The organism is Parvularcula sp. IMCC14364 (genome assembly GCF_030758415.1).
Lineage (GTDB): Bacteria > Pseudomonadota > Alphaproteobacteria > Caulobacterales > Parvularculaceae > Aquisalinus.
Map to the genome: position 1 here is coordinate 2,532,253 of NZ_CP132334.1, position 20,210 is coordinate 2,552,462.

The following is a 20,210-nucleotide window of genomic DNA, read 5'->3' on the forward strand; positions in this document are numbered from 1 at the left end:
CTATCAGCCCGATCACCTGAATATTGCCCGCGTGTGTTAACTAATCTTTTCGTAAGTTTGCGCAATTGGCCGGATATGCGATAGCACCATCAATATGCGTCGCAAGAGGCGAAATCAAAGGGGACAAAAAGGGAAAATCCATGCGTAAAACACTCTCCATATTACTCGCCACCACCATGCTGACTGCCTGTGGCAACGCGGATACAGATGCCGTCATGCCAGCATCAGAAGCAGAAACATCAGCTGTCACTGCTGAGCAGGTCACTGACGCTGCGGCAATGGACGCAGAATCTGCGCGACTGAATATTTGGTTTGAAGAGAAATTCGAGGAGCAGCTCGCTTTCAGCCCGATCCAGCAGACTTTCCTCGGGCGCAAGACTGATTACGACAAGATTGACCAGTTCTCCCGCGCCGCGCAGCTAGAACAGCTGGACTGGCAGCGCCAGAGTGTCGCCGACATGAAAGCAGCGTTCGATTACGACCAGCTGACGCCGGAAGCCCAGATCTCCTGGGACATATGGGAATATCAGCTGGAATTGGCCGAAGCCGCCGTGCCATTCCAGTATAATGCTTATATTTTCGAGCAGATGCAGTCGATTCACTCTTTCTTCCCGCAGCTGCTGATCACCTTCCACAATGTCGAGACCGAAAGCGACATGGAAGCCTATATTTCACGGATCAATGAATCAGCGCGCGCCTTGCGCCAGTTGATTGACCTGTCGAAAGAAAATGCAGAACGCGGTGTACGCCCCCCGCGCTTTTCATTCGAATTCGTGATTGATGAAGCGTCAAAAATCATTACCGGCGTTCCTTTTGACGACAGCGAAAAGGACAGCGACATCTGGACCGATGTTCAGTCCGAACTGGCATCGCTTGTCGAGCGTGAAATCATCAGTCAGGACAGGGCTGATGAGTTTGAAGCGCAAGCCCGCACCGCCCTGACTGGTGACTGGCAGTCTGCCTATGAGGAACTGATTGCCTGGCAGGAAGAGGACATTGTCAACACCACCGAAGACGCACAGGGCGTCAGCGCGCTGCCGGATGGTATCGCCTATTACAATGAGCGCCTGACCAACCAGACGACAACCAATCTGACAGCGGATGAAATTCACGAAATTGGTCTGTCAGAGGTGGCAAGACTGCGCACAGAAATGATCACCATCAAGGACGAGTTTGGTTTTGACGGCGATCTGCCCGCATTCTTCAAATTCCTGCGCGATAACAAAGACGATGATCGCCTCTACTTCCCGAACGAAGATGAAGGCCGTCAGGGCTATATTGATGAGGCTACGGCTGCCATCGACAAGATCAAGGCTGTGCTGCCAGAATATTTTGGCATTTTGCCCAAGGCAGACCTTGAAGTTCGCCGGGTCGAAGCCTTCCGAGAACAGGATGGTGCTGCCCAGCATTATTTCCCTGGCACGCCGGATGGCGCACGCCCCGGTATCTATTACGCGCACCTGTCTGACATGAGCGCGCTGCCAAAGCGTGAACTTGAGGTGATTGCCTATCATGAAGGCCTGCCCGGACATCATATGCAGATCTCCATTGCACAGGAGTTGGAGAGTGTCCCGACCTTCCGGACACAGGCTGGCTTCACTGCCTATGTGGAAGGCTGGGCGCTTTATTCCGAATGGCTTGCCAAGGAAATGCCGGGGACATACGAAGATTCCCTGTCAGAGTTTGGCCGGCTTGGTTCTGAAATGTGGCGCGCCGTCCGGCTTGTCGTTGATACAGGCCTTCATGCCAAAGGCTGGAGCGAAGAACAGGCTGTTGAGTATTTCCTTGCCAACACGGCAGCACCCGAAGCTCAGGCCGGATCGGAAGTTCAGCGCTATATCGTCCTGCCTGGTCAGGCGACAAGCTACAAGATTGGTATGCTGAAAATTCAGGAACTACGCCGGAATGCAGAAGCAGAACTTGGCGATGATTTTGATATCCGGGGCTTCCACGACACTGTGCTTGGTGGCGGTGCCATGCCGCTGACCATTCTTGAGCGCCGTGTGGAGCAGTGGGTTGAAAGCGTGAAATCAGCCACCTGATCCGGGTACCCATGTCTGACCCACTGGACGCATCGCAAACAGCGCCAAAATTTGCCGCCCCTGACCCGGGCGAGATGGCGGCGTGGTATGTGACGCATCTGGGGTTCCCCAACCATGCTGTTTTTGACAATGGCAATTATGCGATCGTGCGCCGCGGCGCCCTGACAGTGCATTTCTGGCAATGTGCAGAGCGGCATATTGCCGAGAATACGGCCTGCTATACAGAATTATCCAGTGTGCAGGCCCTGAATGATCTCCATGCAGACCTTCTTTCTCGTTCACGGGAAGACGGCTTTGCACCAGGACGGATTGAAAATGCCCCGGTCGATCAACCGGGGCACGGGATGCGCGAATTCCATGTCTGGGACCCGGCTGGCAACCTGATCGGTTTCGGGGCCAGCCTTTAGCCTCAAATTCTGACCCTAGATGACAATATCATCTGTCAGATCAGCAATGGTGATATTCTGAATAATCAGTGTATCCCCATTCAGGCTTGTCAGGGGTTATGCTGGTACCCTGACAATCATGGTTGCACCGCGCACATCTGCTATTTCAACGGTCGTGCCTTCTGCAAGGTCAGTGTCACTTTCAGCAATCCACTGGGTGTCACCATAGTTCACCTTGCCCTTGCCACCAGAAAAAGCCACCGAGACGACAGCGCGCTGGCCGACCTTCTGGGCACCGCGCTTATTCAGGTTTTCGTGGTCGGTCTTGCCGGATTGAAGCCATCTTTTTGCAAAGGGTGTACCATAAATGGTGAGTACGAATGTTATCGCGGCAAAAAGAAACAACTGTATGTGCCACTGACCATCCAGTAACCAGATATCCGCCACGCCGACAATCACGGCGGCTGTGGCCGGCCATAAAACATATGTGGTGCCGGTTGTGATTTCGGCAATCAGCAGAATAATGGCCAGAACCCACCAGTACCAGAATGGCATCTCCGCCAAAAATGTGATGATATCGCCCATCAGATCAATCCCTCCTTATACGCCAGTACTTAATAATTGCTGCTGGTTGATGGCGGCACAGAGCCATTTGCCCGCGGCGGCTCTTTTTCCAGGATGGTCTTGGTCAGCTCACCGATACCGCCGATAGACCCGACCAGTCCGGTCATTTCCGCCGGGACGATGACCAGTTTCTGTTGCGGCGAGATCGCGAGTTTTTCAAAGGCTTCCACATATTTCTGGGCCACAAAATAATTCACGGCCTGCACATCCCCCTCAGCGATAGCCGCAGAGACATCAGCAGTTGCCTGCGCTTCAGCCTGTGCCTCACGTTCACGCGCCTCGGCGTCGCGGAACGCGGCTTCCTTGCGCCCTTCCGCCTCAAGAATGGCAGACTGCTTTTCGCCTTCGGCCCGGAGGATTGCCGATTGCTTCTCGCCTTCGGCCGTCAGGATTTCCGCCCGCTTGAGGCGCTCGGCTTTCATCTGCCGGGCCATTGCCTCGGTAATATCCGCTGGCGGTGTAAGATCCTTGATCTCGACACGTGTGACCTTAACGCCCCACGGGTTTGTCGCCGCATCAATGACGGAGAGAAGCCGACCATTGATGTCATCGCGCTTGGACAGGACTTCATCGAGATCCAGCGAGCCGATCACGGTCCGCACGTTGGTCATGGACAGGTTCTCGATTGCCCGGGGCAGATTGGAGACCTCATAGGCTGCCTGCGCGGCATCCATAATCTGGATGAAGGCCACAGCATCAGCCCGCACCATGGCATTGTCCTTGGTGATCACTTCCTGAGACGGAATATCAATCACCTGTTCCATCATGTTCATTTTCCGCCCCACAGCATCAATGAATGGCACCAGCAGGTGCAGGCCCGGACTGAGGGTTTTCTGATATTTCCCGAACCGCTCAATCGTATATTCAAAGCCCTGCGGCACGATCTTGACCGTTGAAAACAGAATGAAAATTGACAGCACCACCAGGATGCCCACGAAAATGCCTACCGGATCCATATATTATCCCTCTCTTTGTTTACCTTGTGTTCTAGATGTAGGAATCGGAATCTGCTGTTTCCAGACTTGAAAAGTCAGCCATGTGTACCGTTCCCTCTTTGAAAGCAGTGTTTTGGGGTGATTTTTCCAGATGACACTGCCTGCGATGGCGCTTTCGGGTCACTATGGTCAGATTCTTGCCTGTTATGCACTTAACGACAGCCTTAGTTGAGGCTACAGTTATTTTTGTCGCTAATTGGGGAAGTGTCGGTGGTGTACAAGTCGGGTTTCCTGAAAATACCGGGAGTGATAACGCTCGCAGCGATTGCCCTTTTTGCCAGCAAGGCAGCGGCGCAATCTCCCCATATCTATGAATTTCCGCCCCTGATTATCGCGGCCGATGAGGAAGTGCCCGGCCAGCCGACCTATCTGAACCCGGCGGTGCCGGCTGACAGCTACAATTATATCATAACCGAGGATGGCGTTTATTCCACCCGGGACCCGATGGAGCTGCGCGAGCTGATTCCACCGGCAAGAAACACCGGCAGCGCCTGGAAGATTTACAAGACAGAATGGGACGAAGCCGATGAACGCGGCTATGAGGCTTTCGTCACCAGCCTTGGCCGGACCAAATGCGCCTCAATAGATGAATGCCTGCGCGACCCGGCCAATCCGTACCGTGATCTTGAAGATGATACGATCTATCTCGGGGATTGCGCCGACATGGCCTATTTCCTGCGCGGATATTATGCCTGGAAAAACGGGCTGCCATGGTCCTATCAGGATGCCATGCGCACGGCCAACGGAGCCGGCGAAGACCCGCGCTATTCCTCTGCCGGGAACATTGTCGCCAGCCGACGCTCGGTTATTACCCGCAGCGGCAGCAAGCCGGTCAATGCACCGGGCCTGCTGCGCCGTATCAGGGGAGAAGTGTCAACAGCCATGTTCCGTACACACCCTGTAACCGGGGCGCCGGAAGGTTTTGATGATTTCTATCCCGTGGCAATCGACCGGGAGCATGTGGTGCCCGGCTCCATTGTTTATGATGTCTATGGGCATGTGGGCCTTGTCTATGAGGTTGAAGAAGACGGCCGGGTGATGATTTTCTCCTCCCACCCTGACTTTTCCATCTCCCGGACTACCTATGGCGCCAACTTCATGCGCACAGGGCCAGAATTTGGCGGCGGCCTGAAAGCATGGCGCCCGATCAGACTGGTCGGAGCCACCAAGACAAGCGATGGCTCATATGTGGGCGGGCGCATTGTGGCCACTGCCAATGAGGACCTGCCCGGGTTCTCCATGGTGCAATATGTTGGCAATGGACCGGAGGACACACGTAACTGGTCTATGGCTGAGTTTCAGTATGAAAACCGTGTGCTGAATTATTACGAATTTGTACGGCGCAGTCTGGCTGACCCGGATTATGCTTTTGACCCGATCCGTGAACTGCGCAACGCCATGACAGCCATCTGCGGTGACCTGAAAGCCCGCAAAGTGGCCGTTGATGCCGCTGTGCGCGAAGGTGTTCACCTGAAAGATGCGCCGGAACGCCTGCCGGAAAATATCTATGGTACCTATGGCACCTGGGAGAGTTTCTCCACCCCCTCACGCGATGCACGCCTGAAGACTGCCTTTCGTGAGTTGCGTTGGCTAACGGAAGACCTGATCACCAAGCATCGTTATGGCCAGCCGGGCGTTGACTATACTGGCAACAATCTCACGGGCGATCTGCTGAACGCATTTGATGACGAAAAGAAGCGCTGTCAGATCACCTACCAGCGGATGGACCGATCGACCGTTGTGCTCAACATGAACCACATCATGGACCGCCTTTTTGACCTGTCTTTTGACCCCTATCACTGTCCGGAACGCCGCTGGGGCGCCAAAGGCAAAGAACTGGCGACCTGTCAGGAAACACCGGAAAAGGCGGCCTGGTATGATGCCCAGAAATATCTGCGCAACCAGGTTGAACGCACCTACAGTGTGCGGATGAACTTTCGGCAGGATGAGTTGAAGTCACCGCTTCTTGCTGATGTCACGGACGGTGGCCTTGGCGCGGTAGCACCACCGGATATTCACATCAAAAAATATCTGATGAGCCAGGTCGGCATCCATCGCTCTGAGGAAGGCGACCTCGGCAAGGGGATTGCCGGCACTGAAAGCGCGAACTGACACGCCTGCTGCCGTAAGATACAATCTCATTCGACAAACGGGACGTGCGACACTATGTGTTGAGCCTGAAAAGGAACACAGATCATGACCGTATTGCTCTATTTCCTCATTCCCATTGCCATGCTGGCAACGCTGGTATTTCTGGGTATGGGTATCTACTCCCTCGCCAGAGGGGGGGATTTTGCCAAAGAGAATTCCAACAAGCTGATGCGCCTGCGGGTGACAGCACAAGCCATAGCCATCGCGCTGCTGATGCTGTTTGTCTGGCTGGCATCACAAGGCAGTTAGGCTGAACAGTTTCGCCATGGTCAAACTCAACAAGATTTACACCAGAACCGGTGATGCCGGAGATACCGGCCTCGTTTCTGGTGCGCGTGTCGCCAAAACATCGCCCCGCATCGAGGCGATTGGCAGCGTTGACGAGTTAAACGCAGCCATCGGCCTGGCGCTGGCCAGTCTTGATGACGATGCACTCAAGAAACTGCTCTCGCATATCCAGAATGACCTGTTCGACATGGGGGCAGACCTTGCGACGCCAGATGAGATGGAAGGCGCCTTGCGGCTTGATCCGGCTCAGGCAACCTGGCTGGAAGAGCAGATGGACGCCCTGAACGACGACCTGCCTCCCCTCACCTCTTTCATCCTGCCAGCTGGCGGACAGGCGCCGGCGGCACTCCATCTGGCCCGGGCCATCGCCCGCCGCGCCGAGCGGGATGTCTGGCGCCTTGGCGAGAACGCGCCGGAGGGGGATATGGCGCACAGGACTGTCACAACCTATTTGAACAGGTTGTCTGACTTCCTATTTATCGCCGCGCGCAAAACCAGCCTGTCCCTCGGGAGGGAAATCCTCTGGCAGCCTGGCAAAAACCGTTCGTGACAATGCTGCATCGCCACATTGAATTTCCCCCTGCACACGACTAGGGTGCGCCCCAATCATGCGCCTGCCTGGCGCTTCAACCGATCAGCTGGAGAAAGAAACACAGATGAAAGTGCTTGTCCCTGTCAAACGCGTGATCGACTATAATGTGAAGGTCCGCGTCAAAGCCGACCAGAGCGATGTCGATCTCGCCAATGTCAAAATGGCGATGAACCCGTTCGATGAAATTGCTGTCGAACAGGCCGTTCAAATGAAAGAAGCCGGTACTGTCGAGGAAATCGTCCTTGTCTCCATCGGCCCCGAAAAAGCGCAGGATCAGATCCGCCAGGGTCTCGCAATGGGCGGCGACCGGGGTATTCTGGTTCACACGGATGATGAAGTGGAGCCGCTGGCTGTCGCCAAGATTCTCCAGAAGATTGTCGCGGAAGAGAGCCCGGAAATCGTGCTGCTCGGCAAACAGGCCATTGATGATGACTGCAACCAGACCGGTCAGATGCTGGGCGCGCTGCTTGGTTGGCCGCAGGGCACTTTCGCCTCGGAGGTCAGCAAGGAAGGCGATAAACTGCACGTCACCCGCGAAGTAGATGGTGGCCTGCAGACTGTTGCCCTCAACCTGCCTGCGATTGTGACAACGGACCTGCGGCTGAATGAGCCACGGTATGCCTCTTTGCCAAACATCATGAAGGCGAAGAAAAAGCCGATCGATAAAAAGACGCCTGCTGATTATGGCGTCGATACAGCCCTTCGCCTGACCAAGGTCAAGGTGACAGAGCCACCAAAACGCGAAGCCGGTGTCAAGGTCGAGAGCGTTGCAGAACTGATCGACAAACTCAAAAACGAAGCAGGAGTTCTATAAATCATGGCTATTCTTGTTATTGCAGAACACGATAATGACTCCCTGTCTGATGCCACTGGCAAGGCCGTTACGGCGGCAGCAGCCATCGGCAGTGATATTGATGTGCTTGTTGCTGGCACTGGCAGCGATGGGGTGGCCGCAGAAGCCGCCCAGATCGCTGGTGTGCGTCAGGTCTTGCACGCCGATGATGCCGCTTATGAAAAACAGCTTGCGGAAAATTATGAAGCGCTGATCCTCACCCTTGCGGGAGACTATGATGTATTGCTGACGCCCGCGGGGACATCCGGCAAAAACTTCATGCCACGCGTTGCCGCCAAACTGGACGTGATGCAGGTTTCTGATGTGACAGCCGTCATAGACGCTGAAACTTTTGAACGCCCGATTTACGCGGGTAATGCCATCGCGACGGTAAAGTCCTCTGATGCAAAGAAAGTCATCACAGTACGCAGCACTTCTTTTGCCGCGCCTGAGATGAGCAACTCTGCCCGTATCGAGAAAATCGGTGATGGCGTGACCTTCCCGTCAATCTCGGCTTTCGTGAAAGAGGAGCTGACGGTATCTGACCGCCCTGAATTGCAAGGGGCCAAAATTGTCATTTCCGGTGGACGCGCCCTTGCCTCCAACGAGAATTTCGAGAAGCTGATCTATCCGGTTGCGGACAAACTTGGCGCCGCGATTGGTGCATCCCGCGCGGCTGTCGATGCCGGGTATATGCCGAATGACTACCAGGTCGGACAGACTGGCAAGGTTGTCGCCCCGGAGCTTTATATCGCTGTGGGGATTTCCGGCGCGATCCAGCACCTTGCCGGCATGAAAGACTCCAAAGTCATCGTTGCCATCAACAAGGATGAAGAAGCGCCAATCTTCCAGGTTGCAGACTACGGTCTGGTCGCAGACCTGTTTGATGTTCTACCGGAACTGGAAGCCGCGCTGTAACCCACCCGGCGACTACACAGTCAGAAAACCAAAGGTGGGCCAACATGCCCGCCTTTTTTATGATAACCGGCTTTAAACTTCGTGTGCTAGTGGAAAACCACAAAACGAATCAATCGTCTATTTTGCTAACATTGCGCCAGAGTTTACCTTAAGACCGTTACGAGTTTACGGAGTTAAATCTGTCAAATTATGGATGAAATGCTGGACAAAAAGCAAGAGGCCAACAAGTCTGGTGCACCCATCAAGAAGTTACGGCTTGGCGTTGGGTGCTCTGTGCACCAACTGAGCAAGGCCCCTTACCACGCTGTAGAAAACTGGCGCACAACAATGCGTACTTCCGGTCAGTCGGCCAGACGAACTCTCGAAATTAAGGACGGCCAGACGGACTATGCTTATTCTTTGAGCGAATTTATCCTGGAGAAACACCACCTCACTTACGGGATGCCCTGGATTATGGGCAAAATCTATTTTGACATGCTGGTGGACCGCGAACTGAAACCTGAGGACAAAGTGCTGGATGTCGGGTGCGGGGCTGGCCGGGTTGGTATCCATCTGATTGAATACCTTGAAACTGGTCATTACTACGGCACCGACTCGCACCGCCCGTCGCTCGACGCCTTTGCTCAATACGAAGTGCCAATGAATGATCTGACAGGTAAAAAACCAAATCTGTATGAAGATTACCTCTTCAGCCTTGAAGAAATCGGCACGCAGTTTGATGTGATCCTTGATTTCTCGACTACACTGCACCTGAATGATGATCTCCGCCAGGAAGCATATCTTAAGTTTGCAAAGGTGCTGGCAAAAGGGGGCAGGATTATATCGGCCCCCGGATCAATATTATTGCAACAACCTCATCTAAAAGAACTTGGTTTCAAACACTACCACCGTCGACGACTGGAAGTGGAAGGACTCGATGAGTATTTCAGAGAATTCAGGCAGGGGCGGTCGAAGCACGTTTCCTGGAATGAAATACGCTTCCGAGAGAAAAAAAAGAACGATACTTGACCATCAAGAAGCACAGCTTTGCATGAACTGCCACTTCCCCATTTGCCGGGTCCGGCAAAAAAAGCTAAGCCTTCCTTCATGACCAAAACATTCGATCTGATTTTAAGAAATGGCACTGTCGTCAATCATGATGGCGAAGGCCTGCGTGATGTGGGTGTGCGTGACGGACGCATTGCGGAGATTGGCAGCCTGCAGCAGGCGGATGCCGGCGAGATTATGGATTGCACTGGCCTGCACATCCTGCCGGGCGTTATCGACACCCAGGTACATTTTCGTGAACCGGGTAATGAACACAAGGAGGATCTGGAAAGCGGGGCCCGTGCGGCCGTGCTTGGCGGCGTCTGCACTGTGTTTGAAATGCCGAATACGAGCCCGCTGACCGTGACGGAAGCGGCTATCAACGACAAACTGTCGCGCGCCCATCATCGCATGTGGTGCGACCACGCCTTTTATGTCGGGGCTACCCACGACAATGCCCGCGAACTGGCGGAACTGGAACTGCTGCCCGGTATATGCGGTGTCAAGATTTTCATGGGAGCCTCTACAGGCGACCTTCTGGTGCCTGATGATGACGGCGTGCGCGAAGTGCTGCGCCATGGCCGCCGACGCGTGGCGATCCACTCTGAAGATGAAGAATTATTGCGCGCCAATGCGGGTCTTGCACGCGAAGGTGACTGGACCTCGCACCCCGAAGTGCGGTCGGCTGAAGCCGCCTTAAAATGCACACAGCGCCTGCTGGCCATCGCCCGCGAGGTAAAGCGGCGCATCCACGTACTGCACATCTCGACGGCTGAGGAAGTACCGCTGCTGGCTGCCAACAACGATATCGCAACCTGCGAGGTCACACCTCAGCACCTGACTCTGGAGGGGCCGGAAGTCTATGAAAGGCTCAAAGGCTATGCCCAGATGAACCCGCCAGTGCGCGACGCCCATCACCGTCAGGGCCTCTGGTATGGCGTGGCACAAGGCGTTTTTGACGTTATCGGCACAGACCACGCCCCCCACACTTCTGAGGAAAAATCAAAACCTTACCCGCAATCACCCTCCGGTATGCCCGGCGTACAGACGCTGCTGCCGGTCATGCTCAATCATGTCGCTGAAGGCCGTTTGAGCCTTTCCAGGCTTGTGGACCTGATCTGCCACGGCCCGAACCGCATTTTCGGCATTGCCGGCAAAGGCCGCCTCGCCATTGGTTATGATGCCGATTTTACCTTGGTAGATTTGCAGGAAAAGCGTACAATAGAAGATGATTGGGTTGCCTCGAAATGTGGCTGGACGCCATATGCCGGGATGACCTGCCAGGGTTGGCCGATGGGGACCATTATTCGGGGTCGGCAAGTCATGGCGAACGGGGAACTTGTTGGCAGCGCGATTGGAGAGCCCGTCAGGTTCCAGGAGACACTGTAACGGCGACAGTATGTCGCCAAAGGGGGTCCGCCATGTTGCGGCAAAATGTCTTACTCATTATGACCGCGCTGTGCAGCGCAATGGTCTGCCTGACTGGTGTGAGCCGTGCCGATGAGCTGGAAGAGACTGCCACATACAGCCTGTTCCAGTCACCACAAGCCGCTTTCTTCATTGAACAGACGGAAAATGTCCTGATCCTGGATGTGCGCCGCGATGATCAATACAACGCGGCCCATATCGAAGACGCAATCCATATTTACCTGCATGATGACGACTTCATCAGCGAAATCGGTCGCCTCGATTCAACCCGCCCAATCCTGGTGTATGACAATATTTCACCGCCAACCGAGTGGACATTCCCTGTGCTGCGCAATGCAGGCTTTGAGCAGATCATCTATATCCGGGACGGTTTCAGCGGCTGGCGCCGCAACGGCCTGCCCATCGAGACTGGTACAACTGTAGAAACATTTGATTTCAGTGCCCAAGGCATTAGTCGCGGCCGCTGATTTTACGATGCCGTCAATCGGCGCTTTTGTCTGTTAGTTCAGGACGGCGGAATGGCCCGGCCAGTTGCCGGGTCAGCTCTGTGCCATCTGCTCCGAGTTTGCGCATCTCGGTTTCTGCCTCTGGGCCGCAATAATCAAAGCGGGCCTTTGTGGACTGAAATCCGTCATTGAATGCCGCTACCATGTCATTCCTGGTTGTCAGGACTGGTTCTTCCAGCGTCACCAGCTCTTTCATCCTGTTCCTGTAGCGCTCGGGAAAGTAGTCATAAGGCTGACAGGTTTGATGCAGATGATGTATTTGCCCGAGGAGCTCAGCCATGTCGATCAGTTGCTGCTGACGCTCGGCAAAGGAATATATCTGCGTGTCCACTGATATATCGCCCTGTGCGATTGGGTCGATGACCTGAGCGAGAGATAAAACAGCGATAACAGTGAGGGTTTTCATATTTTACTCCTCCTCTGAATGCTGTTGCATATAAGTCATCATGTCCCTTGCGAGGTTGAAATAAGCCTGCTCTGCTTCGCGAAACTTTCCGTCATTGCTGGTGAACGCCATGACGGTTTCGGCCTCCGGGAAGACCAGCAGCAACGCATACCACATCGTGTTCGTGCCATTATGCCAGATCAGGGTGCCGCCAGCCCATTTGCGCTCCATAATACCGATGCCATGGGCATACTCATCCAGAACAGGTGTATGCAGAATATCCCACGTATCCTGCATCAGGAAATCACTGCGCCCCTGATATCCATCAAGATGCAGTTGGCCATAGATGGCTAAATCCTGAAGGGACATATGGGCTCGGCCCGCCGGACTCATCAGGGGTGTGTTGTCTGCCCCATCCGCCGGATTCATGGCCATCTTGATGAAAAACCGTGAGGCGTGACTCCACGGGTTATCTCCGTCGGGGGCCCCGAAACCGGCACTTTCAAGTCCCAGCGGTTGAAAGACCTTTTCCAACATTAGCGTCTCATAGGGTATATCTGTGACGCTCTCCGCAATATGACCAGCCAGACTGATCCCGGCATTGGAATACTGGAACTTTTCACCAGGTGGTGTTGCCGGTGCCTTGGCCAGCATCGCAGCAAAAACCTTCCGACGCTCCAGACGCGCCTCTTCATGAGTTTCCGGCCATTTCAGCTTCGCTGACAATGGGAAGTTTCCAGGCATACCGGCTGTGTGCGTCATAAGGTGGTGCAGGGTAACTCTTTGCCACCCAGCGTCCATCTCATTGGCAAGGTCCGGCAGCAACTGAGGCAAAGTCTGTGAAAAACTGACCTTGCCCTCATCAACAAGCAATCCGATCAGGACACCCGTCATAGATTTAGTCACCGAGCCGAGATGCCACTTGTCATTCTGCTCAATTAGGTCTGGCTTGCCATTCCGGCGCACGCCATCAACCGAGAGCGCAACAACAGTGCCATTACGAACAATGATGGCGCCCGCCCCGACAAGCCCTTCGGCGTCTCTGGCACCAGAGAGTCCAGCGTCTAGCTGGCGCTGAATATCATCATTCGCATGTGACGGGCTGATCGTGTACAACACCGACAAAATAATCAAATAACACCAACGGCCCATGACAGTCTCCCTGTTACGCATTACCCTGGACAAGGTATCTGGCCACACCGTGGCAAGGTCAATATTTTTACCACAAACGACCCCGTGAGAGAAATCCAATGGAATATCTGCATACGATGGTCCGGGTCTCGGACCTTGACGCCTCCCTCGACTTCTACTGCGACAAGCTGGGGCTAGAAGAAGTCAGTCGCTATGAAAATGACAAAGGGCGCTTCACGCTGGTTTTCCTCTGCGCCCCCGGGGACCGCGAACTGGCTGAGCAAAAAAAAGCCCCGATGGTGGAACTTACCTATAACTGGGATCCTGAACAGTATGACGGGGGGCGCAATTTCGGCCATCTGGCATATCGCGTCGATGATATTTATGCGCTTTGCCAAAAATTAAGGGATAAGGGCGTGACCATCAATCGCCCACCGCGCGATGGGCACATGGCGTTTGTGCGCTCGCCTGACGGTATTTCGATCGAATTGTTGCAGCGCGGCGAAAATCTGCCTCCTATGGAACCATGGGCCAGCATGGAGAACACTGGCAGCTGGTAATTATCATACGCTTGTTTTGCCTTGTTTATCCTGGTTCAGACCGCGATTATCTGGTTGCTTTGTCTCTGGATGCGCAATAACCTGATATATTGTACCACCTGTACGGTATTGGTACTGAAATAACGGCGTGAAGGGGATAGCGCGCCGAGAAAAAGATTCGGGGGGACCCCATATGCAGGTCAGATTCTGGGGAACGCGTGGCTCCATCGCCACATCCGGCAAAGACAAGCTGAAATACGGCGGTAATACATCCTGCGTGGAAGTGCGCTCACAATCAGGCACACTGATCGTGATTGACTGCGGGACCGGCGTGCACCCTCTGGGCCAGCAACTGGTCAAGGAATTCAACGGCCAGGTAAGCGGCCATATGCTTATCAGTCATACTCACTGGGATCATATTCAGGGTTTCCCGTTTTTCACGCCGTATTTTGTCCCCGGTAATGAATGGCACATCTATGGTCCCAGCGGCTTTGGCCCGACCATGAATCAGGCCCTGTCCGACCAGATGCAATACACCTACTTCCCGGTCTCCATGGAATACATGGCCGCGAAGCTTCATTTCCATGATCTCGTCGAAGGCTCATTCCGGATTGGGGACATCACGGTGCGCGCCCGCTATCTCAACCACCCGCAGCTTACGCTGGGCTATCGTCTGGAGGCAGATGGCGCTTCTGTCGTTTATTCCTGTGACCATGAACCACATTCACACGCCTGTGCCATGGGCCACGGCAATATCACCGGCAATGACCATGAACATGCCGAATTCCTCGCGGAAGCTGATCTGGTGATTCATGATTCACAGTACACGGCTGATGAATATGAGACAAAAATGGGCTGGGGGCACAGCACGTATGAATATGCCTATCGCATGGCGCAATATGCCGATGTAAAAAAACTCATGTTCACACACCACGACCCGTTGCGTACAGACAAGCAGATTGATGCAATTGTCAAATCCGTGCACAAACGTGTTGGCGGCAAGAACAAGATCAAGGCCGAGGCTGCCACGCAAGGCACCATGATTGGCATCAAGGGGAACAGCCAGACCAACAAGATCCAGCCTGTCTCCGTAAAGCCTGTGCGCGACTCGGAAGTCGATGCTTTCTCCCGCCCGCTGACCGCCTTGATGACGCACGCTGTCCTGCTTAATTTCGGCACACCAGCTGAAGTTAAAACCGTGACCGACATCCTGAAAACGGATTCGATCAAAATGATCATTGCCAAGACAGCTGATGAAATTAAAGAAGCCATCGCCGCACAACCCGTGTCCCTGTTCGTCGCTGACATGGACCTCGAATTGTTTGACCTCGATGATGTTGTAGGCGCCATACGCAACCGCGTGGATACCGGCGGATCGGCTGTGCCTGTTATTGCGATTTCTTCAGAAGAAAACTGCACCGAAACGCAACCGGAAGAATTGCGGGACTGGATCATCAAGCCATTCTCAATCGAATATCTCCGCACCCGGATAAGAGCTGCGCTGTTGCAGCAGGCTGGCAAATGGGTGCGTGCGCCACTGATCAAGGGCGAAGAAGCGCGCCTTGCAGAAATCCAGCGCTTCGGCTTCATGTCAAAACGCAATGAAGAGCGTTACGACCGCATCACGCGCCTGGTTTCATCCTATTTTGATGCGCCGATCTGCCTGATCACGGCAGTTGATCTTGAGACGCAGGTTTTCATGTCAAAAACGGGCACGGCAGTCGAGCAAACCTCCCGGGACCAGTCATTCTGCGCTCACGCAATCCTGAAACGGGAAGTCATGATCGTGCCGGATACGTTGCAAGATGAGCGCTTTGCCGAAAACCCGATGGTGCTCAGCGAGCCAAAAGTGCGCTTCTATGCTGGCGTGCCTGTGTGTATGCCAAGCGGCCACGCGATTGGAACGCTCTGCATACTGGATACTCAACCGCGTGAACTTAGCGAGAAACAGATCAACGACTTGCGCGATTTTGCCGCGATGGTTGAACATGAACTGGCACGGGAAAAAGTCAGCCTGCTCTGAAGTCAGGCCTGACTTTTTTCTGCGTGCCTCTCTTCTGCACGGCGTAATGCAAGCCTTGCCTGCTGAAGAGCCGTGCGTGTCTGGTCCCAGGCAAGACGGCTCAAGGCTTCGGAAAACGGCAGGAACGCTGCTTCTTCAGCATCATCAGATGCAACAGGCTCCCCACTGATATGGCGCGCGACATAATCAATCATGATGTAATGTCCGCCCTCGTCCTTTTGTGGTAAAGCCTCAAACACGTCGATCAAACCAATCACCTCGATCTCGATACCGGCCTCCTCCATGACTTCCCGGCGTACCGCATCTTCTGCAGCCTCACCGAACTCAATCTTGCCACCTGGAATCGACCAGTGACCTTGTAACGGTGGCCTGCCACGCTTGACCAACAGGACTTCCTGACCACGAAAAACAACGGCCCCGACGGCCGGTTTAATGGATTTATTTTGCGTCATCGTGATTTACCTGTTCCCTTTCATTGAAAATGGTCTGCTTTTTCTATAACAGTTAGTCTCCACTTAGCTCCTTCACCTTTCTTATGCCCCTGGTAAAGACCCTTTTTGACAACAGAGCCATAATATCCGTCTGCGGCACCGATCAGGTCAGCTTTCTGCAAGGCATTGTGACCCAGGATGTTGCTAACCTGACAGACGGGACATCCTGTTATGGGGCCTTGCTGACACCGCAGGGCAAGCTGATCGCCGATTTTTTTGTAATCCGGCATCAGGGCAACCTTCTGCTGGACTGTGCTGCTGGCATCGCCGAAACGCTGCTCAAAAGGCTGAAACTCTATAAATTACGCGCGCGTGTTGACGTAACGGATGCCACATTTGCCTGGCGGGTCGGGGCGATCTGGTCGCAGGACGCGCAGCCGGTTAGCCTCACCCCTGATGGGCTGGCGAGCCACGATGATCCACGCCTCACCAGCCTTGGGCAGCGCTTGCTTGTCGCTGCGGATCAGCTTGCAGCATATGAACACGTTGATGCATCACCCGCTGACCAGAAGGCTCATGACGCGCATTGCCTGAACCTGGGGGTGCCGTTTTTTGGAACTGGTTTTGGTGCGGAGCAAGTTTTTCCCTTGGATATAAATTTCGATGCCCTGAACGGTATTGATTACCGAAAAGGATGTTTTGTTGGTCAGGAAGTCGCAAGCCGCATGAAGCGCAAGGGTGAAATCCGTAAGCGCACCTGGATTGTCAACACAGACGGCGCTCCACTTGAAGTGGGCCAGGCCATCAAGGCTGGCGAAAGCACTATCGGCGAAATTACAGCAGCCAGCGGCGAAAAAGGCCTTGCAATGGTGCGCCTCGACCGGCGGGCAAAAGCCTCTGGCGATGCGACCACTGAAACAAATGTACCGATAACGCTGCTGCAACCTGCCTATCTGGGAGATGTCACATGACAAAAATACGCTGCGGCTGGGTACCCCAGGGCGATGAAAAATATTGTGCGTATCATGATGAAGAATGGGGTGTGCCGGAATATGACAGCAAGGCCCTGTTTGAAAAACTGATCCTCGATGGTTTCCAGGCTGGTCTTTCATGGCGCACCATCCTGTACAAGCGCGAAAATTTTCGAAAGGCGTTCAGAGATTTCGATCCGCTGAAGATCGCCCGCTTCAAGGAAAAGAATATTGAACGGCTGCTTCAAAATGAAGGTATCATCCGGCATCGGGGAAAAATTGAAGGCACCATCACCAATGCCCAGCTTTATCTGCGTATGGAGAAAGCCGGTGAGGATTTTTCCGATTATCTATGGCAGTATATGGATGGCAAACCCCTCCAGAATGTCTGGAAAGAGCTTGACGATGTACCTGCCAAAACGCCGCTGAGTGAGCGCATTTCGAAAGATTTGAAAAAGCGCGGGTTCAAGTTCTGTGGACCAACGATTGTTTATGCCTTCATGCAGGCCGTGGGCATGGTCAACGACCATACAGTTGATTGCCACCGCCATGTGCCCGTGCGCAGATTGGGATAACGCGCCTCGTGACCGGAGTTGACCTGCACCTGCGCCCTTGCGTCGACGACGACTGGCCACAGGTCTGGTCAATGATCCAGCCCGTATTTGCAGCAGGCGAAACCTACCCTGTCGCGCCTGACATCAACGAAGCCGATGCCCGCCATTACTGGCTGACGTCACCGCGTGTCACATATAATGCCTTCCTGCCGGACGGTACGCTCGCAGGTGGCTATTACATCAGACCGAACCAGCCAACGCTCGGCGATCATGTGTGCAACTGCGGCTATATTGTTGCTGAAACTCAAAGGGGCCATGGCATCGCATCGCGGCTTTGCCAGCACTCACAGCAGATAGCTGTGCAGCTGGGCTTTTCGGCCATGCAATATAATCTGGTTATCGCCAGTAATGAAGCGGCCCTCCATGTCTGGCAGAAAAACGGCATGGAAATTGTGGGCACTATTGCAAAGGCCTTCCACCATAAAAGGCTGGGCCTGACTGATGCGCATATCATGTATAAATGGCTGCTTGAGACCTGAGCGGCGCTTGCCCTTGCGGCTGGAAAGGCGCAATATAACATCACATAATGATGACACGCCAACAATCCGAGGACTCATGCCTGAGCTTATCCCTGCCCGCATCGTCAGTACCGGGCTTTTCACGCCCGAAAATACCATTACGAATGAAGAACTTGTCGCGTCTTTCAATGCGTGGGTAGAAAAACACAACGCCAACCACCCCGATGACCCGAAGGACCCGTCCTCCGCCGAGTTCATCGAAAAGGCCTCCGGCATCAAATCCCGCTATGTCCTCGACAAGGAAGGTATCCTTGATATTGATCGTATGCGGCCAAAGCTGCCAAAGCGGCATAACACCGAGCTCTCCATCATGGCAGAAATCGGCGTTCTGGCGGCTCGCCAGGCCATGAAAAACGCTGACCTGCAAAGCAGTGATATTGATGCGGTGATCTGCGCAGCCTCCAATATGCAACGCGCCTACCCGGCCATGGCTGTGGAAGTGCAGCAGGCACTCGAAATTGATGGCTATGGCTTCGACATGAACGTTGCCTGTGCCTCCGCTGCTTTTGGCATACAGAACGCCGTCGGCCTGTTACAGACAGGGGCCCGGCGTGTACTGATGGTCAATCCGGAAATATGCTCCTCTCACCTCAATTTCCGTGACCGGGATGCGCATTTCATTTTTGGTGATGTGGCAACCGCTGTCATCGTTGAGCGCGCAGAAGGCGACCCCACGCCTGATAGTTGGGACATTATTGATACACGGCTGAAAACACTTTTCTCCAACAATATTCGCAATAATTTCGGCTTCCTGAACCATACCAGCGACGAGCTTGATATTTCCGATCCGGATACAGACAAACTGTTCAAGCAGGAAGGCCGCAAGGTTTTCAAAGATGTTGTGCCGATGGTTGGTGCGCTTATTTCAGAACACCTGGCCGATAATGGTGTCAGCACAGACAATCTCAAGCGGATGTGGCTGCATCAGGCCAACCTGAGCATGAACCAGTTCATCGCCCGCAAGGTTCTGGGGCGTGATGCCACTGAACTGGAAGCACCGGTTGTCCTGGATGAATATGCAAACACATCCTCCGCCGGCTCTATCATTGCGTTCCACAAACACCGTGACGGTTTTGGCGTCGGCGAGGTTGGTGTCATCTCCGGCTTTGGCGCAGGATATTCTGCCGGTTCTGTCATTGTACGGAAAGCTGCCTGACACGCACATGGCCAAACTTGACCAGAAAAAAGGCGAGGCGCCCCGCGCCTGGCAACGCATGTTATCAGGGCGCCGTCTCAACATCCTCGACCCGTCGCCGCTGGACATCGAAATCGAGGATATCGCCCATGGTCTTGCCCGCGTGGCGCGCTGGAATGGTCAGACTCTGGGTACACTGCCTTTCAATGTTGCCCATCATTCTGTGATCGTCGAAGACATTTGCACGCAGTTGAAACCGGGCTGGCCTGTCAAATGGCGGCTGGCTGCGCTGCTGCATGATGCACCGGAATATGTCATCGGCGATGTCATTTCCCCCTTTAAGGCAGCCCTGGGGGCCAAATACAAACAGGTCGAAATAGGCCTGGAACGTGCTGTGCATGTGCGCTTTGGCTTGCCGGCAGACCTGCCCGAGGCGATTGAGAAAACCATTAAACGGGCTGACCGGGCCTGCGCCTTCTTTGAGGCCTGCCAGATTGCCGGGTTTGAGGATGCTGAAGCGCGCAAGATATTCTCCGCCCCACGCGGCATAGCGCCTGTTGAAATCAAGGCGCTTGATACGCAGGCATCGCAAGCGCTTTACCTGGAAAGATTCGAAAAGCTTTACCGGGAACATGCCAAGGCACTGTCCTGATTGTGATATGATGCGACTGGCAA

22 protein-coding genes are annotated in these 20,210 nt (G+C 54.1%); 17 read left to right on the top strand and 5 right to left on the bottom strand.

Features of this window, described 5'->3' with window-relative positions:
• Nucleotides 1-140 precede the first annotated feature (140 nt).
• A complete protein-coding gene (locus tag RAL90_RS11720) occupies nt 141-2,042 on the top strand; it encodes a DUF885 family protein (RefSeq protein ID WP_306250821.1) in 1,902 nt (633 codons plus the stop codon).
• 11 nt (nt 2,043-2,053) lie between these two features.
• Nucleotides 2,054-2,449, top strand: a complete 396-nt coding sequence (locus RAL90_RS11725; RefSeq protein WP_306250823.1) for a hypothetical protein — start codon at nt 2,054-2,056, stop codon at nt 2,447-2,449.
• Between the two features lie 96 nt (nt 2,450-2,545).
• Here the strand turns inward: RAL90_RS11725 and RAL90_RS11730 are convergent, their stop codons facing one another.
• Nucleotides 2,546-3,013 carry an NfeD family protein gene (locus RAL90_RS11730; RefSeq protein ID WP_306250825.1) on the bottom strand — a complete coding sequence of 156 codons (468 nt, stop codon included), beginning with the start codon at nt 3,011-3,013 and terminating at the stop codon, nt 2,546-2,548.
• Between the two features lie 29 nt (nt 3,014-3,042).
• Nucleotides 3,043-4,008, bottom strand: a complete 966-nt coding sequence (locus RAL90_RS11735; protein WP_306250827.1) for an SPFH domain-containing protein — start codon at nt 4,006-4,008, stop codon at nt 3,043-3,045.
• A gap of 249 nt (nt 4,009-4,257) precedes the next feature.
• On the opposite strand from RAL90_RS11735, the gene RAL90_RS11740 reads away from it, so the two are divergent.
• The 8 genes from RAL90_RS11740 (at nt 4,258) to RAL90_RS11775 (ending at nt 11,749) form a co-directional block, all read left to right on the top strand.
• Nucleotides 4,258-6,159: a hypothetical protein gene (locus tag RAL90_RS11740; protein WP_306250829.1), complete on the top strand. Its 1,902-nt coding sequence runs from the start codon at nt 4,258-4,260 to the stop codon at nt 6,157-6,159.
• An 84-nt stretch (nt 6,160-6,243) separates the two neighbouring features.
• A complete protein-coding gene (locus RAL90_RS11745; protein WP_306250832.1) occupies nt 6,244-6,447 on the top strand; it encodes a twin transmembrane helix small protein in 204 nt (67 codons plus the stop codon).
• Nucleotides 6,448-6,463: 16 nt separating this feature from the next.
• Entirely contained in the window at nt 6,464-7,036 is a 573-nt protein-coding gene (locus RAL90_RS11750) for a cob(I)yrinic acid a,c-diamide adenosyltransferase (protein WP_306250834.1), read from the top strand.
• A 106-nt stretch (nt 7,037-7,142) separates the two neighbouring features.
• Complete coding sequence (locus RAL90_RS11755) at nt 7,143-7,892, top strand: electron transfer flavoprotein subunit beta/FixA family protein (RefSeq protein WP_306254056.1); 750 nt, start codon at nt 7,143-7,145, stop codon at nt 7,890-7,892.
• Nucleotides 7,893-7,895: 3 nt separating this feature from the next.
• Nucleotides 7,896-8,828: an electron transfer flavoprotein subunit alpha/FixB family protein gene (locus RAL90_RS11760; RefSeq protein WP_306250836.1), complete on the top strand. Its 933-nt coding sequence runs from the start codon at nt 7,896-7,898 to the stop codon at nt 8,826-8,828.
• 189 nt (nt 8,829-9,017) lie between these two features.
• Nucleotides 9,018-9,836, top strand: coding sequence for a class I SAM-dependent methyltransferase (locus RAL90_RS11765; protein WP_306250838.1), 819 nt, complete (start codon nt 9,018-9,020; stop codon nt 9,834-9,836).
• Nucleotides 9,837-9,914: 78 nt separating this feature from the next.
• Nucleotides 9,915-11,243 carry a dihydroorotase gene (locus RAL90_RS11770; RefSeq protein ID WP_306250840.1) on the top strand — a complete coding sequence of 443 codons (1,329 nt, stop codon included), beginning with the start codon at nt 9,915-9,917 and terminating at the stop codon, nt 11,241-11,243.
• A 32-nt stretch (nt 11,244-11,275) separates the two neighbouring features.
• Entirely contained in the window at nt 11,276-11,749 is a 474-nt protein-coding gene (locus tag RAL90_RS11775) for a rhodanese-like domain-containing protein (protein WP_306250842.1), read from the top strand.
• A 13-nt stretch (nt 11,750-11,762) separates the two neighbouring features.
• Here RAL90_RS11775 and RAL90_RS11780 read toward each other — a convergent pair whose 3' ends face one another.
• Nucleotides 11,763-12,194, bottom strand: a complete 432-nt coding sequence (locus RAL90_RS11780; RefSeq protein ID WP_306250844.1) for a TIGR02301 family protein — start codon at nt 12,192-12,194, stop codon at nt 11,763-11,765.
• A gap of 3 nt (nt 12,195-12,197) precedes the next feature.
• Nucleotides 12,198-13,325 carry a serine hydrolase gene (locus tag RAL90_RS11785; protein ID WP_306250846.1) on the bottom strand — a complete coding sequence of 376 codons (1,128 nt, stop codon included), beginning with the start codon at nt 13,323-13,325 and terminating at the stop codon, nt 12,198-12,200.
• A 98-nt stretch (nt 13,326-13,423) separates the two neighbouring features.
• Between RAL90_RS11785 and RAL90_RS11790 the strand changes: the two genes are divergently transcribed.
• Together RAL90_RS11790 and RAL90_RS11795 are read left to right on the top strand one after the other, a co-directional pair.
• A complete protein-coding gene (locus RAL90_RS11790) occupies nt 13,424-13,864 on the top strand; it encodes a VOC family protein (protein WP_306250848.1) in 441 nt (146 codons plus the stop codon).
• Nucleotides 13,865-14,036: 172 nt separating this feature from the next.
• Entirely contained in the window at nt 14,037-15,866 is a 1,830-nt protein-coding gene (locus tag RAL90_RS11795; RefSeq protein WP_306250849.1) for a GAF domain-containing protein, read from the top strand.
• Between the two features lie 2 nt (nt 15,867-15,868).
• Here RAL90_RS11795 and RAL90_RS11800 read toward each other — a convergent pair whose 3' ends face one another.
• Nucleotides 15,869-16,318, bottom strand: a complete 450-nt coding sequence (locus tag RAL90_RS11800) for an NUDIX hydrolase (protein ID WP_306250851.1) — start codon at nt 16,316-16,318, stop codon at nt 15,869-15,871.
• A gap of 83 nt (nt 16,319-16,401) precedes the next feature.
• Between RAL90_RS11800 and RAL90_RS11805 the strand changes: the two genes are divergently transcribed.
• The 5 genes from RAL90_RS11805 (at nt 16,402) to RAL90_RS11825 (ending at nt 20,187) form a co-directional block, all read left to right on the top strand.
• The gene (locus tag RAL90_RS11805) at nt 16,402-17,268 is read left to right on the top strand and encodes a folate-binding protein YgfZ (RefSeq protein WP_306250854.1); all 867 of its coding nucleotides are present in this window, start codon (nt 16,402-16,404) and stop codon (nt 17,266-17,268) included.
• Nucleotides 17,265-17,843 (top strand): DNA-3-methyladenine glycosylase I, encoded by a 579-nt coding sequence (locus RAL90_RS11810; protein WP_306250855.1) that lies wholly within the window; start codon nt 17,265-17,267, stop codon nt 17,841-17,843. Before RAL90_RS11805 ends, RAL90_RS11810 begins: the two co-directional genes overlap by 4 nt.
• A gap of 8 nt (nt 17,844-17,851) precedes the next feature.
• Complete coding sequence (locus RAL90_RS11815) at nt 17,852-18,361, top strand: GNAT family N-acetyltransferase (RefSeq protein ID WP_306250857.1); 510 nt, start codon at nt 17,852-17,854, stop codon at nt 18,359-18,361.
• A gap of 76 nt (nt 18,362-18,437) precedes the next feature.
• Nucleotides 18,438-19,556, top strand: a complete 1,119-nt coding sequence (locus RAL90_RS11820; protein ID WP_306250859.1) for a beta-ketoacyl-ACP synthase III — start codon at nt 18,438-18,440, stop codon at nt 19,554-19,556.
• A 7-nt stretch (nt 19,557-19,563) separates the two neighbouring features.
• A complete protein-coding gene (locus tag RAL90_RS11825) occupies nt 19,564-20,187 on the top strand; it encodes an HD family hydrolase (RefSeq protein WP_306250861.1) in 624 nt (207 codons plus the stop codon).
• The last annotated feature ends 23 nt before the right edge of the window (nt 20,188-20,210 follow it).

Excerpts from the sequence above, each read along its gene's own strand:
- RAL90_RS11785 (WP_306250846.1), bottom strand. The coding sequence starts at position 13,325 with ATGGGCCGTTGGTGTTATTTGATTATTTTGTCGGTGTTGTACACGATC.
- RAL90_RS11750 (WP_306250834.1), top strand. The coding sequence starts at position 6,464 with ATGGTCAAACTCAACAAGATTTACACCAGAACCGGTGATGCCGGAGAT.
- RAL90_RS11780 (WP_306250844.1), bottom strand. The coding sequence starts at position 12,194 with ATGAAAACCCTCACTGTTATCGCTGTTTTATCTCTCGCTCAGGTCATC.
- RAL90_RS11795 (WP_306250849.1), top strand. The coding sequence starts at position 14,037 with ATGCAGGTCAGATTCTGGGGAACGCGTGGCTCCATCGCCACATCCGGC.
- RAL90_RS11725 (WP_306250823.1), top strand. The coding sequence starts at position 2,054 with ATGTCTGACCCACTGGACGCATCGCAAACAGCGCCAAAATTTGCCGCC.
- RAL90_RS11820 (WP_306250859.1), top strand. The coding sequence starts at position 18,438 with ATGCCTGAGCTTATCCCTGCCCGCATCGTCAGTACCGGGCTTTTCACG.
- RAL90_RS11775 (WP_306250842.1), top strand. The coding sequence starts at position 11,276 with ATGTTGCGGCAAAATGTCTTACTCATTATGACCGCGCTGTGCAGCGCA.
- RAL90_RS11770 (WP_306250840.1), top strand. The coding sequence starts at position 9,915 with ATGACCAAAACATTCGATCTGATTTTAAGAAATGGCACTGTCGTCAAT.
- RAL90_RS11800 (WP_306250851.1), bottom strand. The coding sequence starts at position 16,318 with ATGACGCAAAATAAATCCATTAAACCGGCCGTCGGGGCCGTTGTTTTT.
- RAL90_RS11745 (WP_306250832.1), top strand. The coding sequence starts at position 6,244 with ATGACCGTATTGCTCTATTTCCTCATTCCCATTGCCATGCTGGCAACG.
- RAL90_RS11765 (WP_306250838.1), top strand. The coding sequence starts at position 9,018 with ATGGATGAAATGCTGGACAAAAAGCAAGAGGCCAACAAGTCTGGTGCA.
- RAL90_RS11735 (WP_306250827.1), bottom strand. The coding sequence starts at position 4,008 with ATGGATCCGGTAGGCATTTTCGTGGGCATCCTGGTGGTGCTGTCAATT.
- RAL90_RS11755 (WP_306254056.1), top strand. The coding sequence starts at position 7,143 with ATGAAAGTGCTTGTCCCTGTCAAACGCGTGATCGACTATAATGTGAAG.
- RAL90_RS11810 (WP_306250855.1), top strand. The coding sequence starts at position 17,265 with ATGACAAAAATACGCTGCGGCTGGGTACCCCAGGGCGATGAAAAATAT.
- RAL90_RS11760 (WP_306250836.1), top strand. The coding sequence starts at position 7,896 with ATGGCTATTCTTGTTATTGCAGAACACGATAATGACTCCCTGTCTGAT.
- RAL90_RS11720 (WP_306250821.1), top strand. The coding sequence starts at position 141 with ATGCGTAAAACACTCTCCATATTACTCGCCACCACCATGCTGACTGCC.
- RAL90_RS11825 (WP_306250861.1), top strand. The coding sequence starts at position 19,564 with ATGGCCAAACTTGACCAGAAAAAAGGCGAGGCGCCCCGCGCCTGGCAA.
- RAL90_RS11805 (WP_306250854.1), top strand. The coding sequence starts at position 16,402 with ATGCCCCTGGTAAAGACCCTTTTTGACAACAGAGCCATAATATCCGTC.
- RAL90_RS11790 (WP_306250848.1), top strand. The coding sequence starts at position 13,424 with ATGGAATATCTGCATACGATGGTCCGGGTCTCGGACCTTGACGCCTCC.
- RAL90_RS11730 (WP_306250825.1), bottom strand. The coding sequence starts at position 3,013 with ATGGGCGATATCATCACATTTTTGGCGGAGATGCCATTCTGGTACTGG.